22 protein-coding genes and 1 pseudogene are annotated in these 25,059 nt (G+C 67.0%); 13 read left to right on the top strand and 10 right to left on the bottom strand.

What is annotated here, in order from left to right; all coding sequences use genetic code 11:
* Position 1 precedes the first annotated feature (1 nt).
* The 4 genes from nbrcactino_RS13600 to nbrcactino_RS13585 all read left to right on the top strand — a co-directional run bounded on the left by nbrcactino_RS13600 (position 2) and on the right by nbrcactino_RS13585 (position 5,740).
* Positions 2–658, top strand: coding sequence for an MspA family porin (locus nbrcactino_RS13600; RefSeq protein WP_161928088.1), 657 nt, complete (start codon positions 2–4; stop codon positions 656–658).
* Positions 659–858: 200 nt separating this feature from the next.
* Complete coding sequence (locus nbrcactino_RS13595; protein WP_161928087.1) at positions 859–2,250, top strand: IS1380 family transposase; 1,392 nt, start codon at positions 859–861, stop codon at positions 2,248–2,250.
* Between the two features lie 405 nt (positions 2,251–2,655).
* Positions 2,656–3,969 carry a hypothetical protein gene (locus nbrcactino_RS13590; RefSeq protein WP_228460889.1) on the top strand — a complete coding sequence of 438 codons (1,314 nt, stop codon included), beginning with the start codon at positions 2,656–2,658 and terminating at the stop codon, positions 3,967–3,969.
* A gap of 223 nt (positions 3,970–4,192) precedes the next feature.
* On the top strand, positions 4,193–5,740 hold the full coding sequence (locus tag nbrcactino_RS13585; protein WP_161928085.1) for a hypothetical protein: 1,548 nt from the start codon (positions 4,193–4,195) through the stop codon (positions 5,738–5,740).
* Positions 5,741–5,961: 221 nt separating this feature from the next.
* On the opposite strand, the gene nbrcactino_RS13580 is transcribed toward nbrcactino_RS13585, so the two are convergent.
* From nbrcactino_RS13580 to nbrcactino_RS13565, 4 genes are all read right to left on the bottom strand, one after another.
* A complete protein-coding gene (locus nbrcactino_RS13580) occupies positions 5,962–6,390 on the bottom strand; it encodes an NUDIX hydrolase (protein ID WP_161928084.1) in 429 nt (142 codons plus the stop codon).
* A gap of 38 nt (positions 6,391–6,428) precedes the next feature.
* Entirely contained in the window at positions 6,429–7,031 is a 603-nt protein-coding gene (locus tag nbrcactino_RS13575; RefSeq protein ID WP_161928083.1) for a DUF3558 family protein, read from the bottom strand.
* The gene (locus tag nbrcactino_RS13570; RefSeq protein ID WP_161928082.1) at positions 7,028–8,083 is read right to left on the bottom strand and encodes a hypothetical protein; all 1,056 of its coding nucleotides are present in this window, start codon (positions 8,081–8,083) and stop codon (positions 7,028–7,030) included. The genes nbrcactino_RS13575 and nbrcactino_RS13570 overlap by 4 nt, the downstream gene beginning before the upstream one ends.
* A gap of 72 nt (positions 8,084–8,155) precedes the next feature.
* Positions 8,156–8,581: an Rv0361 family membrane protein gene (locus tag nbrcactino_RS13565; RefSeq protein ID WP_443093406.1), complete on the bottom strand. Its 426-nt coding sequence runs from the start codon at positions 8,579–8,581 to the stop codon at positions 8,156–8,158.
* A gap of 213 nt (positions 8,582–8,794) precedes the next feature.
* Between nbrcactino_RS13565 and nbrcactino_RS13560 the strand changes: the two genes are divergently transcribed.
* Genes nbrcactino_RS13560 through nbrcactino_RS13550 form a run of 3 tightly spaced genes read left to right on the top strand, consistent with a single transcriptional unit; the run spans position 8,795 to position 10,595 of the window.
* Positions 8,795–9,676: a DUF3558 family protein gene (locus nbrcactino_RS13560; RefSeq protein WP_161928080.1), complete on the top strand. Its 882-nt coding sequence runs from the start codon at positions 8,795–8,797 to the stop codon at positions 9,674–9,676.
* On the top strand, positions 9,673–10,221 hold the full coding sequence (locus tag nbrcactino_RS13555; protein WP_228460887.1) for a DUF3558 domain-containing protein: 549 nt from the start codon (positions 9,673–9,675) through the stop codon (positions 10,219–10,221). The genes nbrcactino_RS13560 and nbrcactino_RS13555 overlap by 4 nt, the downstream gene beginning before the upstream one ends.
* Positions 10,221–10,595 (top strand): hypothetical protein, encoded by a 375-nt coding sequence (locus tag nbrcactino_RS13550; RefSeq protein WP_161928079.1) that lies wholly within the window; start codon positions 10,221–10,223, stop codon positions 10,593–10,595. The genes nbrcactino_RS13555 and nbrcactino_RS13550 overlap by 1 nt, the downstream gene beginning before the upstream one ends.
* 437 nt (positions 10,596–11,032) lie before the next feature.
* On the opposite strand, the gene nbrcactino_RS13545 is transcribed toward nbrcactino_RS13550, so the two are convergent.
* The gene (locus nbrcactino_RS13545; RefSeq protein ID WP_161928078.1) at positions 11,033–11,212 is read right to left on the bottom strand and encodes a hypothetical protein; all 180 of its coding nucleotides are present in this window, start codon (positions 11,210–11,212) and stop codon (positions 11,033–11,035) included.
* On the opposite strand from nbrcactino_RS13545, the gene nbrcactino_RS13540 reads away from it, so the two are divergent.
* The 4 genes from nbrcactino_RS13540 to nbrcactino_RS13525 all read left to right on the top strand — a co-directional run bounded on the left by nbrcactino_RS13540 (position 11,211) and on the right by nbrcactino_RS13525 (position 16,640).
* Positions 11,211–13,340, top strand: a complete 2,130-nt coding sequence (locus nbrcactino_RS13540; RefSeq protein ID WP_228460885.1) for a CocE/NonD family hydrolase — start codon at positions 11,211–11,213, stop codon at positions 13,338–13,340. The two genes, nbrcactino_RS13545 and nbrcactino_RS13540, sit on opposite strands and share 2 nt — an antisense overlap.
* A gap of 66 nt (positions 13,341–13,406) precedes the next feature.
* Complete coding sequence (locus nbrcactino_RS13535) at positions 13,407–15,005, top strand: acyl-CoA synthetase (protein WP_228460883.1); 1,599 nt, start codon at positions 13,407–13,409, stop codon at positions 15,003–15,005.
* A 66-nt stretch (positions 15,006–15,071) separates the two neighbouring features.
* Complete coding sequence (locus tag nbrcactino_RS13530; protein ID WP_161928076.1) at positions 15,072–15,701, top strand: TetR family transcriptional regulator; 630 nt, start codon at positions 15,072–15,074, stop codon at positions 15,699–15,701.
* A 12-nt stretch (positions 15,702–15,713) separates the two neighbouring features.
* Positions 15,714–16,640: an oxygenase MpaB family protein gene (locus tag nbrcactino_RS13525; protein ID WP_161928075.1), complete on the top strand. Its 927-nt coding sequence runs from the start codon at positions 15,714–15,716 to the stop codon at positions 16,638–16,640.
* A gap of 18 nt (positions 16,641–16,658) precedes the next feature.
* Here the strand turns inward: nbrcactino_RS13525 and nbrcactino_RS13520 are convergent, their stop codons facing one another.
* From nbrcactino_RS13520 to nbrcactino_RS13505, 4 genes are all read right to left on the bottom strand, one after another.
* Positions 16,659–17,399, bottom strand: coding sequence for a hypothetical protein (locus tag nbrcactino_RS13520; RefSeq protein ID WP_161928074.1), 741 nt, complete (start codon positions 17,397–17,399; stop codon positions 16,659–16,661).
* A gap of 63 nt (positions 17,400–17,462) precedes the next feature.
* Positions 17,463–18,542 carry a DUF6670 family protein gene (locus tag nbrcactino_RS13515; RefSeq protein ID WP_161928073.1) on the bottom strand — a complete coding sequence of 360 codons (1,080 nt, stop codon included), beginning with the start codon at positions 18,540–18,542 and terminating at the stop codon, positions 17,463–17,465.
* Complete coding sequence (locus nbrcactino_RS13510) at positions 18,535–21,381, bottom strand: MMPL/RND family transporter (RefSeq protein WP_161928072.1); 2,847 nt, start codon at positions 21,379–21,381, stop codon at positions 18,535–18,537. The genes nbrcactino_RS13515 and nbrcactino_RS13510 overlap by 8 nt, the downstream gene beginning before the upstream one ends.
* 8 nt (positions 21,382–21,389) lie before the next feature.
* On the bottom strand, positions 21,390–21,833 hold the full coding sequence (locus tag nbrcactino_RS13505; protein ID WP_228460881.1) for an MmpS family transport accessory protein: 444 nt from the start codon (positions 21,831–21,833) through the stop codon (positions 21,390–21,392).
* 166 nt (positions 21,834–21,999) lie between these two features.
* On the opposite strand from nbrcactino_RS13505, the gene nbrcactino_RS13500 reads away from it, so the two are divergent.
* The gene (locus tag nbrcactino_RS13500; protein WP_161928071.1) at positions 22,000–22,341 is read left to right on the top strand and encodes a winged helix-turn-helix transcriptional regulator; all 342 of its coding nucleotides are present in this window, start codon (positions 22,000–22,002) and stop codon (positions 22,339–22,341) included.
* Between the two features lie 78 nt (positions 22,342–22,419).
* Here the strand turns inward: nbrcactino_RS13500 and nbrcactino_RS13495 are convergent, their stop codons facing one another.
* Positions 22,420–23,238 (bottom strand): acyl-[acyl-carrier-protein] thioesterase, encoded by an 819-nt coding sequence (locus nbrcactino_RS13495; protein WP_161928070.1) that lies wholly within the window; start codon positions 23,236–23,238, stop codon positions 22,420–22,422.
* Positions 23,239–23,329: 91 nt separating this feature from the next.
* On the opposite strand from nbrcactino_RS13495, the pseudogene nbrcactino_RS13490 reads away from it, so the two are divergent.
* Positions 23,330–24,994: pseudogene (locus nbrcactino_RS13490) on the top strand (FAD-dependent oxidoreductase).
* The last annotated feature ends 65 nt before the right edge of the window (positions 24,995–25,059 follow it).

The following is a 25,059-nucleotide window of genomic DNA, read 5'->3' as shown; positions in this document are numbered from 1 at the left end:
TATGAAGACAAAGGCGAAGTTTACTGGTCTCACGGCCGCCGCAGCGGCCGTGATGGTGACGAGCGCCCTGACTGCTGCGCCACCTTCCGCAAAAGCAGACACGGTCTACAACCTGCCATCTCAGACCCAGCGCTACACCATGGGCGACGGAACCGTAGTCACCTTTCAGAGGGTCCGGGAACGGGCTAATGTCAACCCATCGTTGGGTGGCACCCCCCTGCACCGCAACGCATGGGTATCCGGCAAGCTCATCGTCACCCTTTCCAAGGAGGCCAGCCGGATCGAGATCTACCCCGGCTACATTGTTGGCTGCCAGGTCAACCTGGCCAGCGTCTCCGGAGAAGGTGGAAGTGGCATCGACGCAAACGGGTTCGACGGCGCCGAGGCAGGGACATCTGTGTCCCTCGGTCCCGGCCAGGCACGCGCCTTCTACCTGGTGGACGCTGAGCGCGCCGATGACTTCGGCCAGGACAAGCACGACAAGCGGATCACCTACAAGAAGAAGAAGCGCGCTTCACTAAGCTACACCAACTCGCAGCTAGGTCTACGTGGCTGCGGTGGCTATGCCCAAGCCCGTTCCTTCGCGAGTGTCCAGATCGAGACCAAGCATGCGATGCAGAGTATGAGTTTCTACGGACGCCCCTTCTCCATGGGCTAGAACCTCGCTTCGGATCACAATCCTCGCAGGGCCGCCACTTCGAAGAAGTGGCGGCCCTGCGGCCTGCCGGGTGAATTAGCCTCGCTATTTCATAGCGAATTGACGAACACGCGGCCCAGGACATAAAGAAAGGTGCTCTGACCTGGAATAATCGTTCTTGCGACAGCACGACCAAGCGAGGACGAAGGAGCACCTTTCTGGTGAGTAACTCTACCCTGTTCTATCCGCAGTCGACGGTCACCGGTGACGGTGCGGGGATCGTGTCGCATGCGGGTTTGGCGTTGGTGACCCGCACAGCCGAGGTCGCAGGCCTTCCGAGGCTGTTGAGTGATGCGCTGACGCCGTGGCGCAAGGACTATGCGACCCATGATCCGGGCAAGATCGTCTTGGATCTGGCTGTGGCGATGGTCGGCGGCGCCGACTGCGCCGCTGATCTGGCGGTGCTGCGTGGCCGCGAGACGGTGTTCGGGCCGGTGGCCTCGGATCCGACCGTCTCTCGCCTGATCGCGACCCTGGCCGACGAACCGGTCGCGGCGCTGGCCGCGATCGCCGGCGCGCGGGCTGTGGCACGAAAGACGGTGTGGGAGTTGGCCGGTGAGCATGCCCCGAACCATCGGATCGATGAACACCACCCGTTGGTCATCGATCTGGATGCGACCCTGGTGACCGCGCACTCGGAGAAACAGGACGCGGCCCCGACCTATAAGCGGGGGTTCGGGTTCCACCCGCTGCTGGCGTTCATCGACCACGGCCCCGGTGGAACAGGGGAAGCCGCCGCAGGATTGTTGCGGGCCGGGAATGCTGGGGCGAACACCGCCGCCGACCACATCACCGTCCTTCACCGGGCCCTGGCCCAGATCCCGGGTCTGTGTTGGCGGGCCGGCCGCAAGATCCTCATCCGCACCGATAGTGCTGGCGGCACCAAAGGATTCCTGAATTACCTGCACAAACGGGGCCTGTCGTATTCGTGTGGGATTGGTATGACCCCGGCCATGGCCGCCGCGGTCGAAGTGCTGCCCGCATCGGTGTGGACCCAGGCCTACAACGCCGACGGCCAGCCCCGTGACGGGGCCCAGGTCGCCGAACTGACCGGGGTCCTGTCTTTGACCGGCTATCCGCCGGGTATGCGGGTGATCGTGCGCCGCGAACGCCCCCACCCCGGCGCCCAGTTGCGGTTCACCGACACCAACGGATGGCGCCTGACCTGCTTCGTCACCAACAGCAGCCGCGGGCAACTCGCCGACCTCGAAGTACGGCACCGGCTGCGGGCCCGGTGCGAAGACCGCATCCGGGCCGCGAAAGCGACCGGCATGACGAACCTGCCGTACCACGACTTCACCAAGAACCAGATCTGGCTCGCCATCACTGAGTTGGCCACCGACCTGACCGCCTGGACCCAGATGCTCGCGCTGACCGGCACCGATGCGCGCACCTGGGAAATCAAACGCCTCCGCCTACGCCTGTGGGCGACCGCCGCCCGCCTGGCCCGCCACGCCCGCACCCGCCGGTTGCGTTACGACCAGCACCACCAATGGACACCAGTCCTCACCGCCGGCCTGCACCGCCTCGAGGGCTACCGCACCAGCCGCTGACCTGCCGGACCCGACCCGACCAACCAACCCCGAAAGACCACCGCCGGTGACGTGAAACCCGGCCGCCACCAGCGACAACGGTCGCCCTGTCATATCCACAGGACATAATCTGTTCTGCCGCAATCAATCCGAACCGATCAGGCCGGGAGCGGCACCTCACGAAAGATCGAGGCTAGGGCCTTATTTGACCCCGCTCAAGCACTCGCAAATGATCCCATTCTTGGGCTGTTGATTCCGAATATTGCCGATGCTGAAGAGCCGACTGGGAGTGCTCGCGTGATCGGAGATGGCATCAAGTTTGCCTTCGCGTCACGAGGCGGGAAAGCAACGTCAATAGCGCTTCTTCCATTTAGTGTCGCTACCTCGGGTGCGAGCAACGGTCGGACGTCGGTTGCGTTCGCGGTTTTGGGAATTGCCAATGCATGGAATACCGAAAAGATCACCACCTCACTGCTGGGGGTTACCACGCCGATTTCAATTCCTGGGATCAAGCGTCTGGACTGCCTTGGTGTTGTGGCTGGCGCTTACGCCGAAGGAGTCGGCGCGTGCGGCAACGTGCTCGGCACTCTCGATGGGCGGGTCTTGACAGGTGACCGGTCGATCCCCGAGTTTCAGGCAGGGCTCACCAATCCGCTTGCGATGCTTGAGATCCTCTCGGATCCGAGTGGGACTATGGGGGATTTGGTGACTGGCCTTCTTACCGGTGCCCCACTTCAGGACCTGCTTACGTCGGACTTTGTCCGGTTGACCGTCGGCGGAGATCGTGACGGTGCCAAGATCGGCTCGCTCCAACTGCCGAATCTGGTGGCGCTCACCAGCCACTACGGCTTGATCAACCCGATCAAGATCAACTGGCTCGGGCAGACGCTGACGATCTTCCCGACCGCCAAGATCAACGGGAAGACGACGCCCAACTACGTCGCCCTTCCGCAACTGACGGGTTCGTTCGATGCTTCGCAGCTCACCCCGTCGTTCAGCGGCCTGAGCTTCGACAACATCAACCTGGGGCTGCTCGACCTGTTCAGTGGATCGAACCCGCTGAGCGGTTTGCTCGGCGGCACCAGCACCACCAGTGCCACGAGTGGCTTGACCGGTGTGGTGAGCGGTCTGACCAACACCCTCGGCCTGGGCGGCATCCTGCCGCTGGCGAATGTGGACACGAACACGGTCCAGAACCTCGGCACCAACACCGTGGTCGCCAAGGCCCTTGGTATGAACACCACGGCGGTTGCTCCGTTGGCGGCGAGCTACGGCGTCGACGGTGCCGACGCGACCAAGCTGGCGGCGGCGGATACGACCAACGCGCGCAGCACGACCTCGTCTATCACCTCGAAGAGCCGTGATGCCGTCAAGAACTGGAAGAGCCAGACCCAGCAGCAGACGCAGACTATGACCAACACGGCCAAGCAGGCCGCGACCCAGGCGTTCCAGACGCCGAAGGCCGCGACCGAGGCGTGGAAGGCTCAGCGTCAGCAGAACCAGGAGGCCTGGCAGCAGCAGAAGCAGAGCTGGCAGCAGGATGGAACCAACTCGTGGGACTCGACGCCGAAGTCGAACTCTGGCGAGGGAACCTCGAATGGATTCACCTCTCGCTTCGGTAGCAAGTTCTTCAGCGGAAACAAGGGAACCAGCAACCCGCCCGCGAGTGACGGTGCACAGTCCACCACGCCTGGGCCGGCCGGTAGTGCCTCCCCGACAACCGGAGGCGCCGGGCAGTAGTCCCCGTCTCGTTAACTCCGCGCCCGTCGGTGACGAAAGTCCCGGCGGGCGCGGTTCTTCTTTGCTTCCTCGTGTCCGGCCCGGTGGCACTTGCACTCTTGGACGTTTGACCAGGACTTTCGCCGCGAAAGTTTACACCAATCGGGCCACTTGTCCAGTTTCTGGTGTTTCAATCGAAGGGCCGGTAGTTCTGCCGGACGGTAACCAGGAAGCAGGAGATGTCGTGAAGGCAAGGAAGCTCAAAGACGGTAACCGGGGGACACAGAACAGGGCTGCGCGTCGGCGCAGCATGCGGATGCGCGGGGGAGTCGCCGCAATCGCAGCAGCATCCGCGATAGGGCTCGGCGCAGGCCTCGTCGCACCACCAGCGCCAGCACAAGCCGACTCGACGAGCATTCTCGGCGGCACGGCTATCGACCCGGAAGGGCTGGTTACGAACCTTTTTGGATCGACTGCCTGGAACTTGGTCAAAGGGTATGTCGGCGATACCAACTCGATTGCTGTGTTGCCGGGTTCTCTCGCGGCCACCTTTGCGGGTACCGGTGAGAGTGCTACCGCATTCTCAATGATCGGTCTGGCATTGGCGACGACAGATACGTCGCTGCTTGCTATCCCCGGGGTTTTTCCTGGCTTCGCAATCCCGGGGCAATTGGTTTGCCTCGGGGCATTGACATTCGGCTACTCGTCGACCGATGGAGCATGTGTGAATGCTCTTGGAGTACTAGGGGCAGACTACAATCCGAATGATAGATCGATATCCGGTGCGCTGGTTAATCCGCTGGGTGCCCTGTCGATTATCGATGACCCAGTAGGAGCTTTGCTTTCGCTACTTACAGACGTGACCAACGGTGATTCTCGCGCGATCCAGAAGTTCTTGACCGACGACTTCGTTCGCCTCGGGTTCAGTTGGGGCGGTCGTACCGGGGCGTACGGTCTGCCGAGCATCGTCTCGTTGACGAGCGACTATGGATTGAAGAATCCGATCACCGTCAAGTGGCTCGGCCAGGAGGTGACGATCTTCCCGAAGATCGCCTCGTCGGAAGACAACGTTGCTACGCCCAGCACGTCGAACTACTTCGGCTTCCCCGTGCTGACCACGGGCGCGTTTGACGCCTCACAGATCATCCCGGGCATCAGTGGGTTGGGGTTCAACAACATTCGGTTCCCGGGTGACAACCTGGCGGCGTTGGCGAGTCTGATCGGCGACATCATCGGCGGTAACAACCCGCTGGAGAACCTGCCGTTCTCGACGTCGACCACGACGAGCACGCTCGCGGCGGCGAGCAGCGTGCCGACGACCTTCTCGGCATTGCAGCAGACGGTGGGTACCACCGGAACTACGCCGAGCACGTTCGCCGCCCGTTCGGCATCGGCCAACACCACCCCGCAGAAGACCACCGGAACCACCGGGACCACCGGAGCCACCGGTGTTGCCGGGGTGGTGCCCAATGCGGTGCAGAAATTCCAGTCGGGAGCCAAGAACGCGTGGCAATCCGGCGCCAATGCGGCTCAGCAGACCCAGCAGAACTGGGCCGAGCGCCAGCAGCAGCGCACCGAGCAGTGGCGCAGCGGTTGGCAGCAGAACGGCGGCACCAACCAGTGGTCCACGCAGGGAGGCCAGAGCGCCAACCAGACGCCGGCGGCGCCGGGTGCGGGCCGCGGTTGGCGGCCGTCGGTCCCGTCGGCGCCGTCTGCCCCGTCGTTTAGCGGATTCGGGGCGAATGGCGGGAACCAGAGCAATCAGAGTTCCTCGTCTACCAGCAACAATTAGTAGCCGCTTCGCGGTCACCGCGCCCGCCGGAGACCTTTCGGTCTTCGACGGGCGCGTTGCTGTGCAAGGCGCACTTCTCGTCGGGAATCACCAATCGGGCCTCACCAGGGCAAACTGGGTGTTTCAATAGGTGAAGACCTCGGCACCGCCGACCACAGATGTCTCTGCAGTCCCCGCGCCCGTCACGACTCCCCGTCGCGGCGGGCGCGTCTCGTCGGGTCTCAGCCGATCAGCCTCGCCGCCGACAAGGCGATGTCGACGAGGGTGACGCGCCGCAGATCGGGGACAGCGGCCAGCGGAAACCACCCGGCGCGATCGGTGGAGCCGCCCACCTCGTCGCGCAGGCTGCCGCCGACGATGTGCGCGCGGTAGATGATCCGCAGCAGGTGCAGCGGGACATTCTCGTCGGGCCCGAGACGCCGCTCGGCCGGGACCACCAGGGAATCGACGTCGAGCAGCTCGTCGAGTTCGATCCGGTAGCCGGTCTCCTCGTCGACCTCGCGGTGAGCGGCCGTCGGCGGATCCTCGCCGGGCTCCAAGCCGCCGCCGGGCATCGTCCACGCCGAGTGGTGCCCCGCGTTCCAGTGGGCGAGCAGCACGCGGTCATCGTCGTCGGTGATGACGGCATAGGCGCCGACGCGCAGGTCCACGCCGCCACGATACGTGGCACAGCGGGTTGCCCCCGGAATCAGCGACCCCGGCGGACGCTCGGATAGAAGGCCACGGCGAGTTCGGTGGCTTTGGCGCAGACGGCGTCGGCCGACGGGCTCGACTCATCCCACACGCGGTAGGCCACCGTGCCGAAGACGGTCCCCGCCGTGATGGTGCACTCGGTGGTGGCCCGCTCCGCCGCGCGCGGCGTCGAGCGGAACGCGGGATGGCCGAGCGCCATCGTGGCTCGGGTGACGTAGCGGGTGGGGTCCTCGGCGATCCGCTGCGCCTCGTCGAAACTCGTCGTCGAATAGGACACCAGCGACGTCCAGGTCTGGCCCCCGCTGGCGAACAGGGTGCAATTGCGGATCTGGGACCCGTCGTTCTGGTTCTGCGCGGCACCCGAGGAGGCCTCGAGTTGCAGGCGCGTCAGCGTCAACTGCGGCAACGTGGCGCACGGGTCGGGCAGCCGGCCCTTCCACGGCGAGTGCGCCGCGTCGGCGGTCGCGGTGGTGGGCTGCCCCGCCGTCCGAGACTCACCGCCGTGCCTGGTGATGGAGGCGACGATGACGACCACGCCGACGAATAGTGCACCGGTCAGCGCGAGCAGCCATGCCCGTCCATCGGTGAGTCGCATCATGACCTCGGGACGCTCGGGTAGAAGGCGGTGGCGTCCTCCATCGCCGTCGCGCAGGCCCGTTCGGCGGCGGGGCTCGGGCTGGTGACAACGCGGTAGGCGACGGTGCCGAACACGGTGCCGACGGTGATGGTGCACTCGTTGTCGCGCTGGCCCGCGAGAGTCGTCGTGGATTGGGCGGCGGGCTGGCCGAGTACGGTCGTCGGCCGCGAGACGACGAGATCGCCTTGCTTTGGCGAGCGCATGAACTGCCCGAAGCTCTCCGTCGAATAGGTGATGTAGCCAGTCCTCCGGCCGAACACACCCCACCGGTCTTCGACGGTGAACGAGCATTCGTCACGGTCAGGCTCGTTAAGGATGGGCGGTTTGTGGGCCCTGGTGTGCACCCAGTCCGGATTGACGCCGTGCCGTACCCATGTCCGCCTCGACACGTCGTCGCAGGGATTGGGTAGGCGCCCCTGCCACGACGAGACCTGTGCGTCGACGGTCGCGGTGGCGATCGGCGTCGACGGCATCGGCGTCGAACCGAGTTTCGGGGTGAGGGCGGCGGCCACGGCGACGGCAGCGATGATCAGGGCGGCCAGTGCGCCTGCGGCGAAGGCCGGCACTCGGGGTAAGGCGGTGCCGAGCACCAGGAACACCGGGAGTGCGGCGATGACGAACGGGGCAATGATCAGCCAGGGGCTCTGGTCTGCGATGGTCCCGTCGAGCAGGGCGACCACGGCGCCGCCGGCGAGTACGACGACGATCGCCAGGCACAACACCGCCATCGGTGCCGCTGGCACCGGTCGGCGCGCGGAAAGGCCGATCGCCGCGTGGTAGAGCGCCGCGGCCACGATCAGGGGGATGAGGAACTCGGCCACCAGTCGAATGGCACCGCCGCGGTAAAGCCACTCGTCACCGTTGACGACGATGACGATCAGCGTGGCCAGCGCGACGGCCAGGGCGACGCCGCGGGCGGTGACCGGTGCGGGCACCGCGCCGATCCGGGCCCGGGGCCGAGCGGGGGTCGGCGTTGGGGGCGGATGGGGGATTGGCTGCCGGGGCGCGGTCACCCGATAGATGGTATCTGCCGGTCAGCAGGCTTGGGACCGCGTCATTCGGGGCTCGTCAGAACCGCCATGCGTTCACCCGCACATCTGCCAGCCGCCGTCGGCGCGGACCAGCGGGACGTCGGCGGTCCACGACGGGTAATCCGGGTCGGACTGGTGGGTGTAGACGACTTGCGCGTCGGCGTTGTCGCCGCTGATGTCGACGCCGGTCACCGATTCGACGACGATGCCGCGGTTGCGCTCCACCAACTCGGCGAGGGCCTGCGGATCTGCGGCGATCTGGCTGCGGACCTGCGGGCACTGCTTGGCCAGGAAGCCGTCGACGTCGCCGACCGCCAGGGAGGCGGCCGCATCGCGGACGACGGTGGCGACGGCGGTGGTCATCGTCGACGGGCGGGGTTGACCGGTGGCGACCGGGGTCTTGGCATCGGTGCCGCACGCGGTGAGCACCAAGGCAAGCGCGCCGAGCGCGCCGAGCGCCATCCGTCGTCGGGCCTTCATCGTCACCGCCTTTGATCGTGTGCCGTCACGGTCGCATGTGGGACTGGAGATCCGGCGGGGCCCGGCTGTGAGTGTGCTGGAAATCGCCAATCCAGTGGTGAGAACCACGGGCCGCGTTGGGCTGGGTCTTCCCGCCGAACCATTCGGAAAACGGGCGGTTGCGGCAACTCTCGCTACGCTGGGGGAGTACTGACCCCGCGGACCGGAGAGCGCATGGCCACTCGAGTTGACTCCTGGATCTGGTCGATCCGGCTCACCAAGACCCGCTCGGCCGCCGGCGCCGCCTGCCGGGCCGGGCACGTCCGCGTAAACGGGGCGACCGCGAAACCCGCACAGGTGGTGACGATCGGCGACGAGGTGCGTGTGCGCGTCGGCGGTCGTGAACGCATCGTCGAGGTCGCCCGCGAGGTGTCCAAGCGGGTATCGGCGCCGGTCGCCGCGGCCTGCTACATCGACAAGAGCCCGCCCCCGCCGTCGAAAGAAGTCCTCGCCAGCCAGCCTCGTCGTGACCGGGGTGCCGGGCGCCCCACCAAGCGCGAGCGCCGCGAACTCGACCGGTTCCGGACCACCGGGCTGCTGGCGCTGGTGGCCGCCGTCGTCCTGGTTCTGGCCGGGTGTAACGGCGACGACTCCGGCACCAGCGGCGGGCCGGCCAACAACATCCCGCAACCGCCGAAGGACGCGACCAGCGGTCCCTACTTCGGCGAATGCGGCGGCGTCACCACCGAAGAGGTCTCCCAGATCACCACCTTCGCCGCGTTGCAGAACACGGTGAACAACCCGTCGTCGTGCGAGTGGGCGGCCAACGGGGTGCGCACCGGCGCGGTCGCCTCGTTCAACTGGTACCGCGGTTCACCGATCGGCCGTGAACGGGCCACCGAGCAGCTGTCGCGCAACTCGACCGAGGACATCGAGATCAATGGCCACAAGGGCTTCATCGCCTCGGACTACACGATCTGTGAGATCGGGATCGAATTCGGACTCGACTTCTTCGAGTGGTCGGTGCGCGCGGACTCGTCGTCGGGGATGAGCACCGACCAGATCTGCGAGGCCACCAAGAAACTGTCGACCATGTCCATCGAGAGGGCGTCATGATGAACCACCTGCGACGCATCGGTGTGGCCGTGGTGGCCATCGCGGCGGTGTTCAGCCTCGCCGGTTGCAACGGCGGCGACAACAACCCGCTGCCCCGTGGCAACGACCCGGTCCGGCCCAAGGGGCACGTCGACACCGACAAGTACGACAAGGTCACCCTGGAATGCCAGATCGTCAGCCCGGCCGAGATCGGCAAGGCGATCGGCGGTGCGGTCGGTTCGCCGGACTTCAACGGAGCGATCTGCCGTTGGACGGTGTACGGCGCGATGCGGATGACCGTGACGTTCAACTGGTTTGAGTGGGGCTCGATGTCGGTGGAGCAGCGCACCGCCAAGAAGCTGGGCTACGAGACTGAGAACGTCAAGGTGAACGGGAGCTCGGCCTTCACCCAGACCAAGGCCGGCCGCAACATCTGCGGCGTCACCGCCAAGGCGCCCAGCCGCGGGATCTACACCTGGTTCGTCGAGGCCGAAGGCGGGTCGTCGGGGGACACCTGCCAATCGGCGACCAAGCTGATGGAACTAGTCCTGAAGAACAGCGCGTAATGGTCAACGACATGTCGCAGTGGGAGGCGGTGCAACCCGTCGAGACGCGCGACTCCTGGCGCACGACCAACGTCGTGCTGACCGTCGTCGGTGCAGTGGTGCTGGTGCTGGCGTGGGCGGCGCTGGTGCTCTGGGTTTTGGCCGCCCTCATGGGCAGTACGATCTGTGGCATGTCGTGCGATGCCGCCCAGGTCATCATGGGCCGGGTGCTCTGGGCCGCGGGTATCGGCGCGTTGTTGTCGTTGGTGCCCGTCGTCGTCTCGTTCGTCCAGCGCCGGTGGTCGAGCCTCTGGCTGGGCTTGGCGATTCTCGTCGTGGTGGCGGCCTTCGTCGTCTCCTATGCGGTCGGGTCGGTCCCGCTCAGTTCGGTCTGATTCGCGCCACTGCCGCTTCGTTTCAATAGTGGGCAACAGGATCCAACGCGGAATCCTGTTCAGAGGTTGTTGTGCCGCATGGGACCTGTGGTGCATTTAGTGGGTCAATCGACCCATATTTGATGGCCTTGAGAGCTGTAAATAGAATGGTCGTACGACCCACTTATTCTGGTCGATTGACCCAGATCAGTTCGAGTTTATTGTGGGCAACTGATATGCCTTCGTATGCCACATATACGCAGGTTAGAGCCCCGAAAGTCGGGTATCTACCGCTTATTGTTGATAGATAACGTTGGTCGGTAGATTCACATCGAGACGACTTGTTTCATCGGTCGCGGGTAGTTCAAGTATGGGTATTTTTCCCCTTGTTGAAATGATTCTTCGAATTCGCTGACGCCGTATTGTGGGCCGCTTAGCATTTCGCGACATGGTCTACATCAGGTATGGACTGCGGCAACGGTGAGGGTGACGGCGGCGACGGTAAGGCTGGCGGCGGTAACGGAGGCGATGGCGGCAAGGGCGGCGACGCGCCCTTTGATGTGTGCGGCGAGATTTCTTTTCTCGATGTAGGAAATTCCGACACAGACGTAGGAAATCTGGGTTACGTTGCTTGCCATGACGACGGCAGCCCGGTCAGAAGAGTCGGTCAAGCGCAGGTCAACGACGAATAGTGTCCGGTTTCGGGACAAGATCCGGCGGGGCGGCACCGTCGGCGTCGTCCTCGCACTGTCGGTCCTGATGGCGGCCTGGTTGGGCGGAACCCCCGACGCGGACGGTGCCGTCTCGGGCAGCGACGCGGTCCGGGGCGAGCGGTGGACCCGCATGCACGACGGCCCGCAGCGCTATCCGGGCGTGCACATCGACTGGGATGTGCCGATCCGGATGAGCGACGGCGTGGTGCTGAAGGCCAACGTCTACCGGCCGGTGGACCGTACCGGCCGCGTGGTCCGCACCCCGATCCCGACGATCGTCAACATGACGCCCTACACCAAGTTGATCTACATGATGCTGACGTCGGCGACGGAGATCCCCGGCCTCTACGACCCGCTGGTCAACCTCTTCAACCGGTTCAACCTGTTCGACCTGTCCGGAACCCCGTTCTCCGGCATCGGTTCGCAGATCCGGATGCTCACCGGCGGCTCGGGCCGCACGATCTCCGTCGACCCGCAACTCGTGCGATCGGGTTACGCCCAGGTCGTCGTCGACGTGCGCGGCACGGGGTTCTCCCAGGGTGTGTGGAACGGCGCCGGCGCTCGCGAGCAGAAGGACATGGTCGAGATCGCCCGGTGGGCCGGTCGGCAGCCGTGGTCCACCAAACAGATCGGGATGACCGGCCACTCCTACGGTGGCGTCGTCGCGTTGCAGGCCGCACAACAGCCCGACACCCCGATCAAGGCCGTCTTCGCGGGTGTGCCCGGCAGCGACGTGGTGCGCGACGTGATCGCCCCCGGCGGCGGGATCGCGGCGGGCTTCATCCCCACGTGGGTGGCCAGCGTCAACACCCTCAAATGGCTGCCCGACCTGAAATCCATCGCCACCGGGCGGTTCGACTGGAAATGGCTGTCCGATCGGGTGTCGAGCCCGATCACCTTCTTCGATACGCTGCTGCGGGCCTTCCTCACCTTCGACCTCAGAAACATCCCGCCCGACGTGAAGAAGGTCATCGACCCCGCCGGGCCGTTCCGCAAGGGCATCGCCGGTCACCTCGACCGCATCAAGATCCCGACCTTCGTCGTCGGCGGTTGGCAAGACCTGTTCGTGAATTCGCAGTCGGAGGTGCTGAGCCGCGTCGACGTGCCGCTGAGCCAGAAGAAGTTGGTGATGGGCAACTGGTACCACTCGACGACGGGGTCCGGCCTCGGCAGCGCCGGCGCGCCGCCGCGCATGGACGTCCTGCAGCGCGCGTGGTTCGACCGCTGGCTCAAGGGCAAACGCAACGGGATCGACAAGTACAGCCCGGCCACCCTGTTCCAGCAGGGCGGCGCGTGGACCAGCGCGTCGAACTTCCCGCGACCGGGCATGACCTACCAGCGGCAATATCTCACCGGGCAGCGCAGCGGCACGACGACCGGCGTCGTCGCCTATGACGGCTCGCTGTCCCCGCGCCCGCCGCGGCACGGCACCGCCGCCGTCGTCTCGCCCGGGTTGTCGACGGTGTGCTCGGCCGACGCGGCGCAGGGGACCGGCGGCCAGATGGGCGTCGTCGACTTCTGCGCCAAGGACGCGCGGATCTCCGAGGTGGCGGCCGCGACCTTCACCTCCGCGCCGGTGGCCGGGCCGACGCTGATCTCCGGTCAGATCGCCGTGCACCTGAACACCAAGCTCGACACCACCGACGGCTACTGGGCCGTCACGCTCAACGACGTCGCGCCCAACGGGCAGTCCACCGTCGTCACCACCGGGCAACTGACCGCGTCGCTGCGCAAGATCGACGAGTCGCTGAGCAGCCGCTCGCCCAGCGGGGACTACAGCAAACCCGTCCCGTACCTCTCGCTGGGTGATCGCGCCCCGGTGGTCCCCGGGCGGCGCACCGTCGTCGACATCGCGTTCAACCCGACCGACCTGGTGCTGCAACAGGGGCATCGGCTGCGCATCGACGTGTTCGCCGCCAACTTCCCCAAGGGACTCATGATCCCGGTGCTCATGCTCGAGTCGCAGTTGCGCCCGCAGACGATCCTCATCGACCCCCGCCATCCCAGCTACGTCAACCTGCCGGTCAGCCGCCCGATGCCGACGGCGCGGTAACCGTCCGCCGGGGCCGGTGGAAAGCGGTAACGTGCGCCACAGGAGCAGACCGGTCGCGAGGAGTTGATGGGCATGGCGCAGGGGAACGAGAAGTCCGACGGGCAGAACCGGACCCTGGCGCGCCAACACGCGCTCGGCGACCTGCCTCGTCGAACCGCGTTGCGCGTGCCGGACAAGGTGGCGATCGTCGACGGCGACACCCGCCTGACCTTCGCCGAGTTCGACGACTGCATCGAGCGCACCGCGGGCGCGTTGGCGGCCGCGGGATTGGTCAAGGGCGATCGGCTGGCCCTGCTCAGCCACAACTGTTGGCAGTTCGCGGTGCTCAACTTCGCCGCCGCCCGGGCCGGGGTGGTGCTGGTGCCGATCAACTTCATGCTCGGCGCCGACGAGATCGCCTTCATCGTCGACCACAGCGGCGCGGTGGGTTTCGTCGCCGAGGACGCCCTGGTGCCGACCGCCGACGCGGCGCTGGCCGCCGCGGGTGACGCGCAGGTCCGGGTGCGCGCGGTCATCGGAGCGGGGGCCGAGGGTTGGACCGACATCGCCGACTGGCTCGACTACGACGGCCCGGCGTTCACCGTCGCGGTCGGCGACGACGACCCGGTCCGGATGATGTTCACCTCCGGCACCGAGTCGCGCCCGAAGGGGGCCTTGCTGAGCGGCCGCTCGTTGATGTGGCAGTACGTCTCCTGCGTGATCGACGGGTCGATGAGCGCCGACGACGTCGAGCTGCACACCCTGCCGCTCTACCACTGCGCGCAGCTGGACTGCTTCCTCGGCGTCGACGTCTATCTCGGTGCGACCAGCATCCTGCTGCCCGGGCCCGACCCGGCGACGGTGCTGCGCGCCATCGCCGAGCACCGCGTCACCAAATTCTTCGCCCCGCCGACGGTGTGGATCGGCCTGCTGCGCCACCCCGACTTCGACGGCGCGGACCTCTCCAGCCTCCGCAAGGGCTATTACGGAGCGTCGCCGATGCCGGTCGAGGTGCTCAAAGAACTGCAGGAGCGACTGCCCGACGTGCAACTGTGGAACTTCTACGGGCAGACCGAGATGGCGCCGCTGGCGACCATCCTCGGACCCGAGGAACAACTGCTCCGGCCCGGATCGGCCGGGCGGCCGGCGATCAACGTCGAAACCCGGATCGTCGACGACGCCGACGAACCCGTCGCGCCCGGCGCCGTCGGGGAGATCGTGCACCGCAGCCCACATGCCACCCTCGGCTACTACAACGACCCGGCGAAGACCGACGAGGCTTTCCGCGCCGGCTGGTTCCACTCCGGCGATCTCGGCTACTTCGACGACGACGGCGTGCTCTACGTCGTCGACCGCAAGAAAGACATGATCAAGACCGGCGGGGAGAACGTCGCCAGTCGGGAGGTGGAGGAGGCCATCTACACCCACCCCGACGTCGCAGAGGTCTCCGTCTTCGGCATCAGCCATCCGCGCTGGGTGGAGGCCGTCGCGGCCGCGGTGGTGGCCCGCGAAGGCGTCGAGCTGACCGCCGAGGACGTCATCGCCCATGCCCGCGAGAAGCTCGCCGGCTACAAGGCGCCGAAGTACGTGGTCGTCGTCGACGCACTGCCCAAGAACCCGAGCGGCAAGATCCTCAAACGCCAGTTGCGCGACACCCACGCCGACCTCGCCGCGGGGGATTCCTGACCCCTATCCCGCGGCCGTGACAAGTAATCCTTCACATCCGTAGGAAAATGGTTTACCGTTGTCGGTATGAGCGTCGATACCGCTGCGCGACGAGAACGCGCCGCACACCTCGGGCCCGACCGTCGCCGTCCGCTGGTCCTCGACACCGCGCTGAAGATCGCGGTGGACAAGGGGCTGTCCGCGGTCAGTATCGCCGCCATTGCCGCCAACATGGGGGTGACGCGCCCGGTGGTCTACTCCTGCTATCCCGATCGCGTGGTGCTGCTGCAGGCGCTGATGGAGCGCGAATCGTCGCTGCTGCTCGAATCCACCCTCGCCGCCCTGCACACCGCCTCCGGCGACGACCCGGACCAGGCCTTCGTCGACGGCTACGCCGCGCTGCTCGCCACGGTGGCCAGCCGCCCCGAGTCCTGGCGCCTGGTCTTCGACGGCCGGCCCGACGTCGAACTGGCCAAGCCGGTCGCCGACGTGCGCCACATCATCTCCGAAGCGTCGACCCGCTGGATCGTGCCCGCGCTCCAACGATGGTGGGGCACTGAGGATTTGGAGCGCAAGACACCGGCGCTGATCGAACTGTTCGTCTCGTCGTGCGAGGCGGCCGTGCGCGTCATGCTCGACCCGGCCAACGACCTCACCGCCGAGGACCTCGCGCCGCTCTACGGCGCCATGATGTCTGCCGCGTACCGCGCGGCCTAAGGAGGACCAGCCTTGTTCGACCTCGCCGACTACCGAAGCACCGACTACGGGTTCTTCGGGCCCGACTCTATCTCCTGGAAGCTGTGGACCGCCCCGACCGCGCTGCTCGCCTTCCAGCGCTCGGTGGTGTTGGAGCACTTCGACCCGATCCTGACCGCGGCCGTCGCCGACATGGGCGGCATCTACGACGATCCGCAGCGCCGCCTCGACGCCACGCTGGCGTACTTCGTCACCGTGGCCACGGCCGACTCGCGCACGGCCATCGCCGCCTCCGAACACCTGATGGGGGTGCACGCCAAGGCCACCGGGATCGAGCCGATCACCGGACGCCGCTACAGCGCCAACAACCCCGCATCGCAGCTGTGGATCCACGTCACCGGCTGGCACTCGATCCTCAAGTGCTACGAGATGTACGGCCCCGGCCGCCTCTCCGACGAGGAGGTCGCGAGGTACTGGGCCGAGTCGCGCATCGCCGCCGAACTGCAGACCTGCGACCCGGCCGACATCCCGGCCGACCGCGACGAGGTGCGCGCCTATTTCGAGCGCGTGCGCCCCGGACTGTGCGTCACCGAGCGGGCCTTCCGCGGCATGCACTATCTCCTTCGCTCCGACGGCAACGCCAACCTGCGGCTGCGCATCGGGAGCCGGCTCATGGCCCCGGCGGTGATTGCCACGCTGCCGCGGTGGATGCGCGAGGTCGGCGGGTTCGACCAGCCCGGGCTCGTCGACGCCGCGTGGAAACCGATGGTGAAGGCGGCGGTGCGTGCCACGGCACACCCGGCGGTCGCGCAGCGGGCGATCCTGCCGCTCTCACCGATGACCTCGGCCGCCCTGGCCGCCCACCGTGCGGCGGGCGTGCCGGACAACCCGGTCGTCGTGACGCCGTCGCAGGGCCGCGAGCGCTACGGGACGGTCAACCGCCGCGTCGCCGTCGGCTGATCGTCGTCGTCGCGCGGGTCAGCCGTTGACGTAGGCTCCGAGGACGCGCTGGAGTTCGTCGAAGTCCGGCTTGGTGTGCAGCCGGTTGTCCTTGACGTCGCCCTGGATCATCGTGATCATCGGGCAATCCTTGGTCCGGTTGCCGTCGACCTGCACGTCGGCGACCTTCTTGCCGGTGCGTGCCTCGACGACCCGGCCCTTGTAGCGGCCCTGGTAGACCGGCACGTTGCCCTTGTCGAACTCGCATTCATCGACCTTCTCGCCCGACGACACGTCGTCGAGGCAGGCGACCAGCTGCACCTGGTGCTCGTCTCGGGTGCGCCACGCCTCCGGCGCGGTGTACGGCGCGCTCACCTGCTGCAGACTGGAGCCGGTGCCGCTGCGGGTGAAGATGATGATCGGGTGCGGGCCGGAACCGGTGTGCTCGGCCGCCTGCGGGAAGTAGGTCTTGTCGCAGACCTTGGACAGGTCGCCGGTGTACTTGAGTTCCTTGGCGGGCTTGGTCGACCAGAAGGTCCAGTACACCGAGTAGGCGAGGGCGGCGACGAGGACGACGCTGACCGCGGAGAGGATGCCCTTGGCCGCGCCGTTCAGCGGCTGCGACGCATTCCGGCCGCGCAGCGCGAACGCGATCCATCCGGCAATCGGCGCGAGTGCGCAGACGGCGAACACGATGCCGGGGAACACCCCGCCGTTCTTGAACGCGAGGAGAGAGAGGACCCCGCACGCGACGGTGACCAAAAGGGCGAGACGGATCATGGCGAACCCCCGGTGTATTGGCTGCTAGAACGCGGAAAAGCGTAGCACCGCACCGTCGCCCGGTCAGTCCGTCACGCGCATGTCGATCCACTCCAGGTAGCCGATGCCGGAGACCTCGCGCCCGTCGTAGGTCCCCGAGTAGTCGTAGGACCCGACGTAGCCGTTGCCGTGTCCGTAGCGCAGGGTGTCGTCGACGTGGCACTCCAGTCGCAAGACCTCGCGGCCGTCGCGGCGCGCGATCCAGGTGAAGCCGGCGGGCACCCGCATCGCGTTGCCATCGGGGTCCAACCGGGGTACGGCGGCCAGCTCGACGTCGCAGGTCACGTCCTCGAAGACGTCGGCGCGGCCGCCGACGGTCCGCACGTGCACCGTCCGGGCGGCCACCGCGCCGCGGGCGGTCACGTCGGTCAGCAGCAGTTGGGTCACCTCGTCGAGTTGGATGATCTGGTAGGTGAAGAAGTCGACCGGGAGGCGCAGGAGGCGCCCGACCGGGCGGCGCAACAACGACTGCGGACCCGCGCAGCGCGCGTACTCGACGGTGCCCAACCCGCTGATCGTCGTCGTCGTGTCGTCTACCAGGTCGGTGATGGCCCCGCGATACGGCGCCAGCAGGCTCAGATGTTGATAGACCGGGGTGTGGGTGAAGTAGGAGACCTGGTCGGTCAGGCTCAGGTCCAGTTCGATCTCGAAGGTGTCGTACCGGCCGGCCACCGACACCCGGTTGCCCGACCGCTCGACCGCCAGGTCCGTGGCCCAGCGCAGGCTCGACCCGTCGTCGGCGAACGACCCGTCGGCGGCGGCGTCGTATCCGGCGTAGTGGTGCTGGGCGGCGTGCGCCGTCGAGGACAGCACCGTCGTCGCGAGGCGCGCGTCGGCGCTGGCGTTGGCGCTGACGGTGTTGTCGAAGAGCTCGGTCCCGGTGGCGCCGATCAGCGTCATGACGTTCAGAAACCGGTGCGGCGCAGGCAGACTCGGGATGAAGACGCCGTAGTGCGTCCAGGCCCACCGGTTGGCGCCGACGTGCGGGCGCATCGCCGGGGTGCCGGTGTATGGCTCGCGCGACGCGGTGATGCGGCGGTCGAGCCGCGGGGCCACCCCGTCGACGATGAGTCGTGCGGCGGCGGTCGACATCGGTTTAGCCATTGCTCGTCCTGCTTTCCATGGTGAAGAACTTGGTCGGCCACCAGAACCAGCGGCCGCAGAGTCGGGCGACCGCCGGCATCACCAGCGAACGGATGATCAGGGTGTCGATCAGCAGGCCGAGCGCCACCGTCGTGCCGATCTGGCCGACGTTGCGCGCATCGCTGGCCAACATGGCCAGCATCGTCACGCCGAAGGTGATGCCAGCGGTGGTGACCACGCTGCCGGTGCCGACCATCGCGCGGATCAGCCCGGTGCCGCCACCGCCGCCGTACTCCTCGCGGAACCGGCTCACCAACAGCATGTTGTAGTCGGCACCGACGGCGACGAGGAAGCTGAACGCGATCGGTGTGACCGACCAGTGCAGCGGGTGGCCCAGCAGGCCCTGCCACACCGCCACCGAGACGCCCATCGCCGCCAGGTAGGACAGCGTGACCGTGCCGATGACCGCGATCGCGGCGACTAGGCTGCGCAACAACAGCAGCACCACGCAGAACACGAAGGCGAAAGCGGCGACGACGATCGCGATGAAGTCCTCGTGCGCGAAGGACTCGATGTTGAGCAGCGTCCCGCCCGGGCCGCCGATGCTGACCGTCGAGCCGGCGAGCGAGGTGCCCTTGAGCGACGAGGTCGCGGCCGGGATGACCTCGGCGCTGATGTCCATCGCCTCGCGGCTGAAACCCTCGACCTCCGGCGTCACGACCATGCGGGTGACCTTGCCGTCGGCGGAGAAGAAGTAGGGCATGCCCGACTTGAACAGGGGGCTCTCCAACGCCTGGCTGGGCAGGAAGAAGAAGCTGCCCGGCGAGCCGGCGGCGAAGGACTTGCTGACCTCGTCGATGAAGTCGGTGATCTCGGTGGTCTGCGGCAACAGCGCCGACAGCGTTCCCTTCAACGGCTTGATCACCGCCCGCGCCTGGCCGAGCGCCGAGCGCAGGACCGGGATCTGCTGCGACGCGGTGGGCAGGGCGCGGCTCACCGAACCGGCGCCGGCGGAGAGTTCGGCGATGGCCGACCGCAGCGCGGGCAGGTCGTCGAGGGCCGACAACCCGGCCAGCGCCTGGCGGCAGTCGCGGTTCTGCCGGCACTGGGGCGTGGCGCCGAGGGCCTTACGCGTCGGCGCGATCGACCGGGACAGGCCGTCGACCTTCCTCATCGTCGTATCGGTGGTCGTCGAGAGTCGTTGCGAGGCGCTGGCGAGTTGTGCGGCGCCGGCGTTGCCCTGGGCCAGGGCGTCGGCGAGGCCGTCGACCGCGGTGTTGAGCTCGTCGAGGGAGGTGGAGATCGAGTCGAGGTCGGCGATCCGGTGTTTGAGCAGGGTGGTCATCTGTGTGAACCGGTTGCCGATGTAGCCGATCTGGTTGGTCAGCGTGCCCTGGTCGAGCGGGCGGGCCAGCGGGCGGGTGATGCCCTGCACGGCGTCGATGCCGCGGATCGACGCGACCGAGTCGGTCATTTTGGCCAACGCGATGAGGTCGGCCGGGTTGCGCATGTCGTGGTCGGATTCAACGATCAACACGCTGGGCGCCATCACGTTGGGCGCGAGGTGGCGGTCGGCGGCGGTGAAGCCGAGGTTGGCCGGCGAGTCCGACGGTTGCGCCTTGCGCTCGTTGTAGCTCGGCGCATAGAAGGCCAGCGGGGCGATGGCGACGGCGAGAACGGCCAGCGACGCGGCGAGCACCGGCACCGGCCAGCGCACGACGGAGGTTCCGATGCGGTGCCAGCGGCGCAGGGACTTCTCGTCGCCGCGCGGTTCGGCGTAGCCGCGGCGGCTCAGTAGGGCCAACACCGCGGGTCCCAGCGTCAGCGCCGCCACCAGGGTGACGATGATCGCGATGGTGCACGGCAATCCGGCGGTGCTGAACATCGAGAGTCGGGTGGCCGTCAGGCAGGCCATCGCGCCGGCGACGGTGAGCGCCGAGGCGATGATGATGTGCTGCACGCCGGCCAGCGCCGCATAGTACGAATCCTCCGGGGACAGGCCCTTGCGGCGGTTCTCCTGATAGCGGCCGAGGAGGAAGATGCCGTAGTTGGTGCCCGCGCCCAAGACCACCACCGCAGAGAGGGCGGCGGCGAAGATCGACACGTCGAGCAGGTTCAGCTCGGCGAGCACCGCGATGGTGGAGCGGGCCACGGCCAGCCCGGCGCCGACCGTCAGCAGCGGGACGGCCGCGGTGATCGGTGAGCGGTAGACGATGAGCAGGATCACCGTCACCAGCAACGCGCTCAGTGCCACCAGGAGGAACATCGAGTCGGCGATGGCGATCATCTCGTCGTTGACGACGGCCGACGGGCCGGTCAGGTGCACCTGCACGCCCGGCGGCGGGGAGGTGGCGGCGATGGTCTCGCGGGCGACGCGGGTGGACTCCATCGCCAGTGCGGTGCCCATGTTCCCGTGCAGGTTCACCAGCGCATATGCGACCTTGCCGTCGTTGCTCTCGGCGACCGGCGCCAGATCGGGATCGGACCACAGGTCCATCGCCGAGCTCACGTGCGTCGTGTCCGACGTCAGCTTCTGCAGGACGTTTTGGTAGTAGACCTTGGCGTCGGAGCCGAGCCGGTCCTGGCCTTCGAGGAGCAGGTAGACGAAGTTGTTGGAGCCGCCGCCGTTGCGCTCCCCGCTGCCGAAATAGGTGCCCATCTTGGTCAGCGCCTGCACCGACGACGCGGAGTCGGGCAGGAAGGACTGGGCCTTGCGTATCACGACTGATTCCAATTGCGGCACAGCAAGATTGAGTACGACGATCAGCAGCAGCCAGGCTCCGATGACCGGCGCCGAGAAGCGGTAGAGGAAGCGCGCGAAGCGCGGGCGAGCGGCGGGGGCGTCGGCTGTTGTGGTCATCGGGGGTCCTAGGCGGTGGGGACGGCGCAATTGACGACGGGTTCGCTGTTGCCGTTCCGTTCGACGTCCCGGTCGGTGCCGTTGACGCGGATGGCGCAGGAGGCGTCGCCGGTCGCGTGGACCTGGGCGAGGACGCCGACGGCGACGGTGAAGTCCTGTGTGGTCAGGGTGGTCCGCCAGGGGAGGGTGACTTGTTCGTCGGTCACCCCGGAGCCTGGGACGAGGTAGGAGACGGTGGCGCGGGCGCCGGCGGGGCCGGTGACGCGGTACTCGATGGTCTTGGTCCGGGGTACGCCGACCTGAGGGGCGGTGGGGGCGTGACCGATGGCCCGGTCGGGGATGTGGCTGAGGCGGAGGCGGCCGACATACAGCGCAGACACGGCGAGCACTGCGATGACGACGATCATCATCCAGCGGGTGCGCGGCTTGGCGCGCGGGGTCGGCTGCTGCACGGACACCTCCAAAGTTGGTACGGATTATGTATCGATGACATTGAACGTTGTCAACGTTTTCCGGCGAAGGTGGTGGCCGTCATTCACTGGTGTAGGAAGTAGTGTGGATCACAGTGCCGTCCTCGGCGATGGCGGGCGGTTGCGTGGGTGGCGATACCATTGCTGCATGTCAGAGCAACCAGCAATCCCCGGGCGCCCGGTCCGCGGGTCGGACAGCGGGCGGCCGGTCATGGCCGCGTTCGACCTACTCGGCCGGCGTTGGATGCTCCGGATGCTGTGGGAAATGCGGTTGGGGTCGGTCCGCTTTTCCGAGTTCCGAAACCGGATTCCAGAGGCATCGCCGACGACGATCTCCCAGCGCCTCGACGAGTTACTCGAGGCGCGCATCATCAGCCGGACGAAGTCGGGCTATCGGCTGACCAAGCATGGTGCCGCGCTCTTGCTCGCCCTCGGACCGTTGGAGTTGTGGGCTCAATCGTGGGGGGCGCGCTTCGGCGACGACGGGTGAGGGCCCAGTCGGCGAGATCGAGGGCCCAGTCGGCGGGAATGAGGGCCCAGTCGGCGGGAATGAGGGCCCAGTCGGCGATTAGGAGGTCGGGAGGGGGCCGAGCCAGATCGTCGCCGCGACGATCGGATCAGCGTCGGGCTTGTGCAGGAGCAGCCAGAGCGTCAGTTCATCGCCCTCGCGCACCCGGCGAATGGTCAGCCGGGCGCCCGGCTCGATCGGGCGCAGATACTCGATGACCAGCCGGTGCGGACCCTCGATCAACTCCGGATGGGCGAGGATCTCGTCCTCCAACACCGCCAGGTAGGCGGCGTTGTTGAGGTGCTTGAACGGGTCGTAGTCCACCGCGCGCAGGATGTGCTCGCGGTCCGGCTCGGTACCCGCCGCCGGCGCCTTCTCCGGGTTCATCGACTTCCACCGCAGCCGGTGCTCGGTGTTCATCGAGCTCAACATCTCGAAGGCCGCGTCGGACAGCCGCGTCGGCATGCCCTGGTCGTTGACCAGGATCCAGAACGCCTCGGTCTCGACGAGGCCGTCCTCGCGCGGTTCCGGGTTGAACAGATTGGTCTCGTGCTGGGCGGTCATCCGGACCCGCATGTTCGTCCACCGCGTCGAGAGGGCACCGCACCAGCGCTGCGCGGTCACCGTCGCCGGCCACGAGATCGGGCGGATCACGTCGACGATGGTGCGGCGCACGATCCAGAACGGATCGGACTGCCAGAATTCGGTCGCCTCGATGTTGTCGTTGGCGATGTCCTGCAGATATCGCGCGATCGAATCGAGCCGGACGCGCATGTCCTGATCGATGTCACCGGTCCGCACCCGGTACTGCGCTTCGAAGTACTGCGCGGTGTCGAGCCGGTCGCCGAGGGGCTGGTGTGGGGCGGGGTTGCTGGTCACGATCTCCCTTGTGGATTGGGCGCGGATTGGTGCGCTAGAGTTGTTCTCAAATAGAACAGGTTCTACCTGACGATCCGCGAGGTATCACCAGATGGCGCACGTTATCACCCGGCCGTGTTGCAACGATGGCAGCTGCGTAAGCGTTTGCCCGGTCAACTGTATCCACCCGACGCCGGATGAGCCGGAGTTTCTGACGGCCGAGCAGCTCTACATCGACCCGGAAACCTGCATCGATTGCGGTGCCTGCATCGATGAGTGCCCGGTCGAGGCGATCCTCCCGACGACCAGCTCGAGGAAAAAGACGAGCCCTACCTGCAGATCAACGCCGACTACTACAAGGACCACGAGGTGGACGGCGGACTCGTCCCGCCGAAGAAGGCCCCGCCGCTGCCGGACAAGCCGCTGCACGTCGCCATCGTCGGCGCCGGCCCGGCCGCGCTCTATGCCGCCGAGGTCCTCGTCCGCAAGCCGTCGATCACCGTCGACGTCTTCGACCGCCTGCCCACCCCGCACGCCTGGTGCGCTTCGGCGTCGCCCCCGACCACGCGGCCACCAAGCTCGTCGAACGCGGCTACCTGTCCACCGCCAACAAGAAGAACTTCAACTACTTCCTCAACGTGCGCGTAGGCGAGCACATCAAGCACGACGAGCTCGCGCAGCGCTACCACGCGGTCATCTACGCGGTGGGTGGCGGCGACCGACAAGCGCCTGGGCATCGCGGGTGAGGACCTGTCCGGCTCGATCTCGGCCACCGAGTTCGTCGCCTGGTACAACGGCCACCCCGACTATGTCGACCTCGACGTTGACCTGTCCGCCGAGCGCGCCGTGGTCGTCGGGAACGGCAACGTCGCCCTGGACGTGGCGCGCATCCTGGCCACCGACCCCGACGTGCTCGCCAAGACCGACATCGCCGAGCCACGCGCTGGCCAAGCTGCGTGAGTCCAACATCCGCGAGGTCATCGTGCTGGGCCGCCGCGGTGTCGCGCAGGGCGCCTACACCAACAGCGAGTTCCTGGCGCTCGGCGACGTGGAGGGCCTCGACATCGTCATCGAGTCCGACGAACTGGGTCTCGACCCGATCTCGGCGGCCGCCGGCGACGAGCTGGACTCGACCATCGCCACCAAAGTCCGCCTGGCGAACGAGTTTTCGGAGCGGTCGGCCGACGGCGACCGCCGCATCGTCTTCCGCTTCCTGGCCTCGCCGGTGTCCATCAACGGCGACGACAAGGTCGAATCGGTCACCATCGTTAAGAACGCCTACGGCGACGACACCGACCGGGTGACCGTGCACGCCACCGACGAGACGACCACCGTCGACGCCGGGCTGGTGCTGCGGTCCATCGGCTACAAGGGCCACGCCGACGCGGTGCCCGACCTGCCCTTCGATGACGAGCGCGGCATCGTCCCCAACGACGCCGGCCGGGTCCTCGACGACGGCGAGCAGATGACCGGCGTCTACGTCACCGGCTGGATCAAGCGCGGCGCCACCGGCGGCATCGGCCGCAACCGGCTGTGCGGCGAGGAGACCGCCGAAGGCCGTCATCGCCGACTTCATCGAGGACAAGCTCGTCGACCCGCAGCATCGCGCGAGGAAATCGAGCAGCTCGTCGTGGAGCGCGGGGCACACCTCATCGACCTGGACGGATGGAAGAACATCGACGCCGCGGAGAAGGCGGCCGGACGCGAATCCGGACGCCCGCGGATCAAGCTCACCGACGTCTCGGCGCTCGAGGCCGCAGCCGGATCGGCAGAATAGGCGCATGCCGACCACCAGCGCCTCGGGCGCACTGCGCATCGCACTGCTGTCTTACCGGAGCAAGC

The organism is Gordonia crocea (assembly GCF_009932435.1).
Taxonomy (GTDB): domain Bacteria; phylum Actinomycetota; class Actinomycetes; order Mycobacteriales; family Mycobacteriaceae; genus Gordonia; species Gordonia crocea.
Note: the sequence above shows the minus strand (reverse complement) of the source record. Positions and strands in the feature narration are given on the sequence as shown.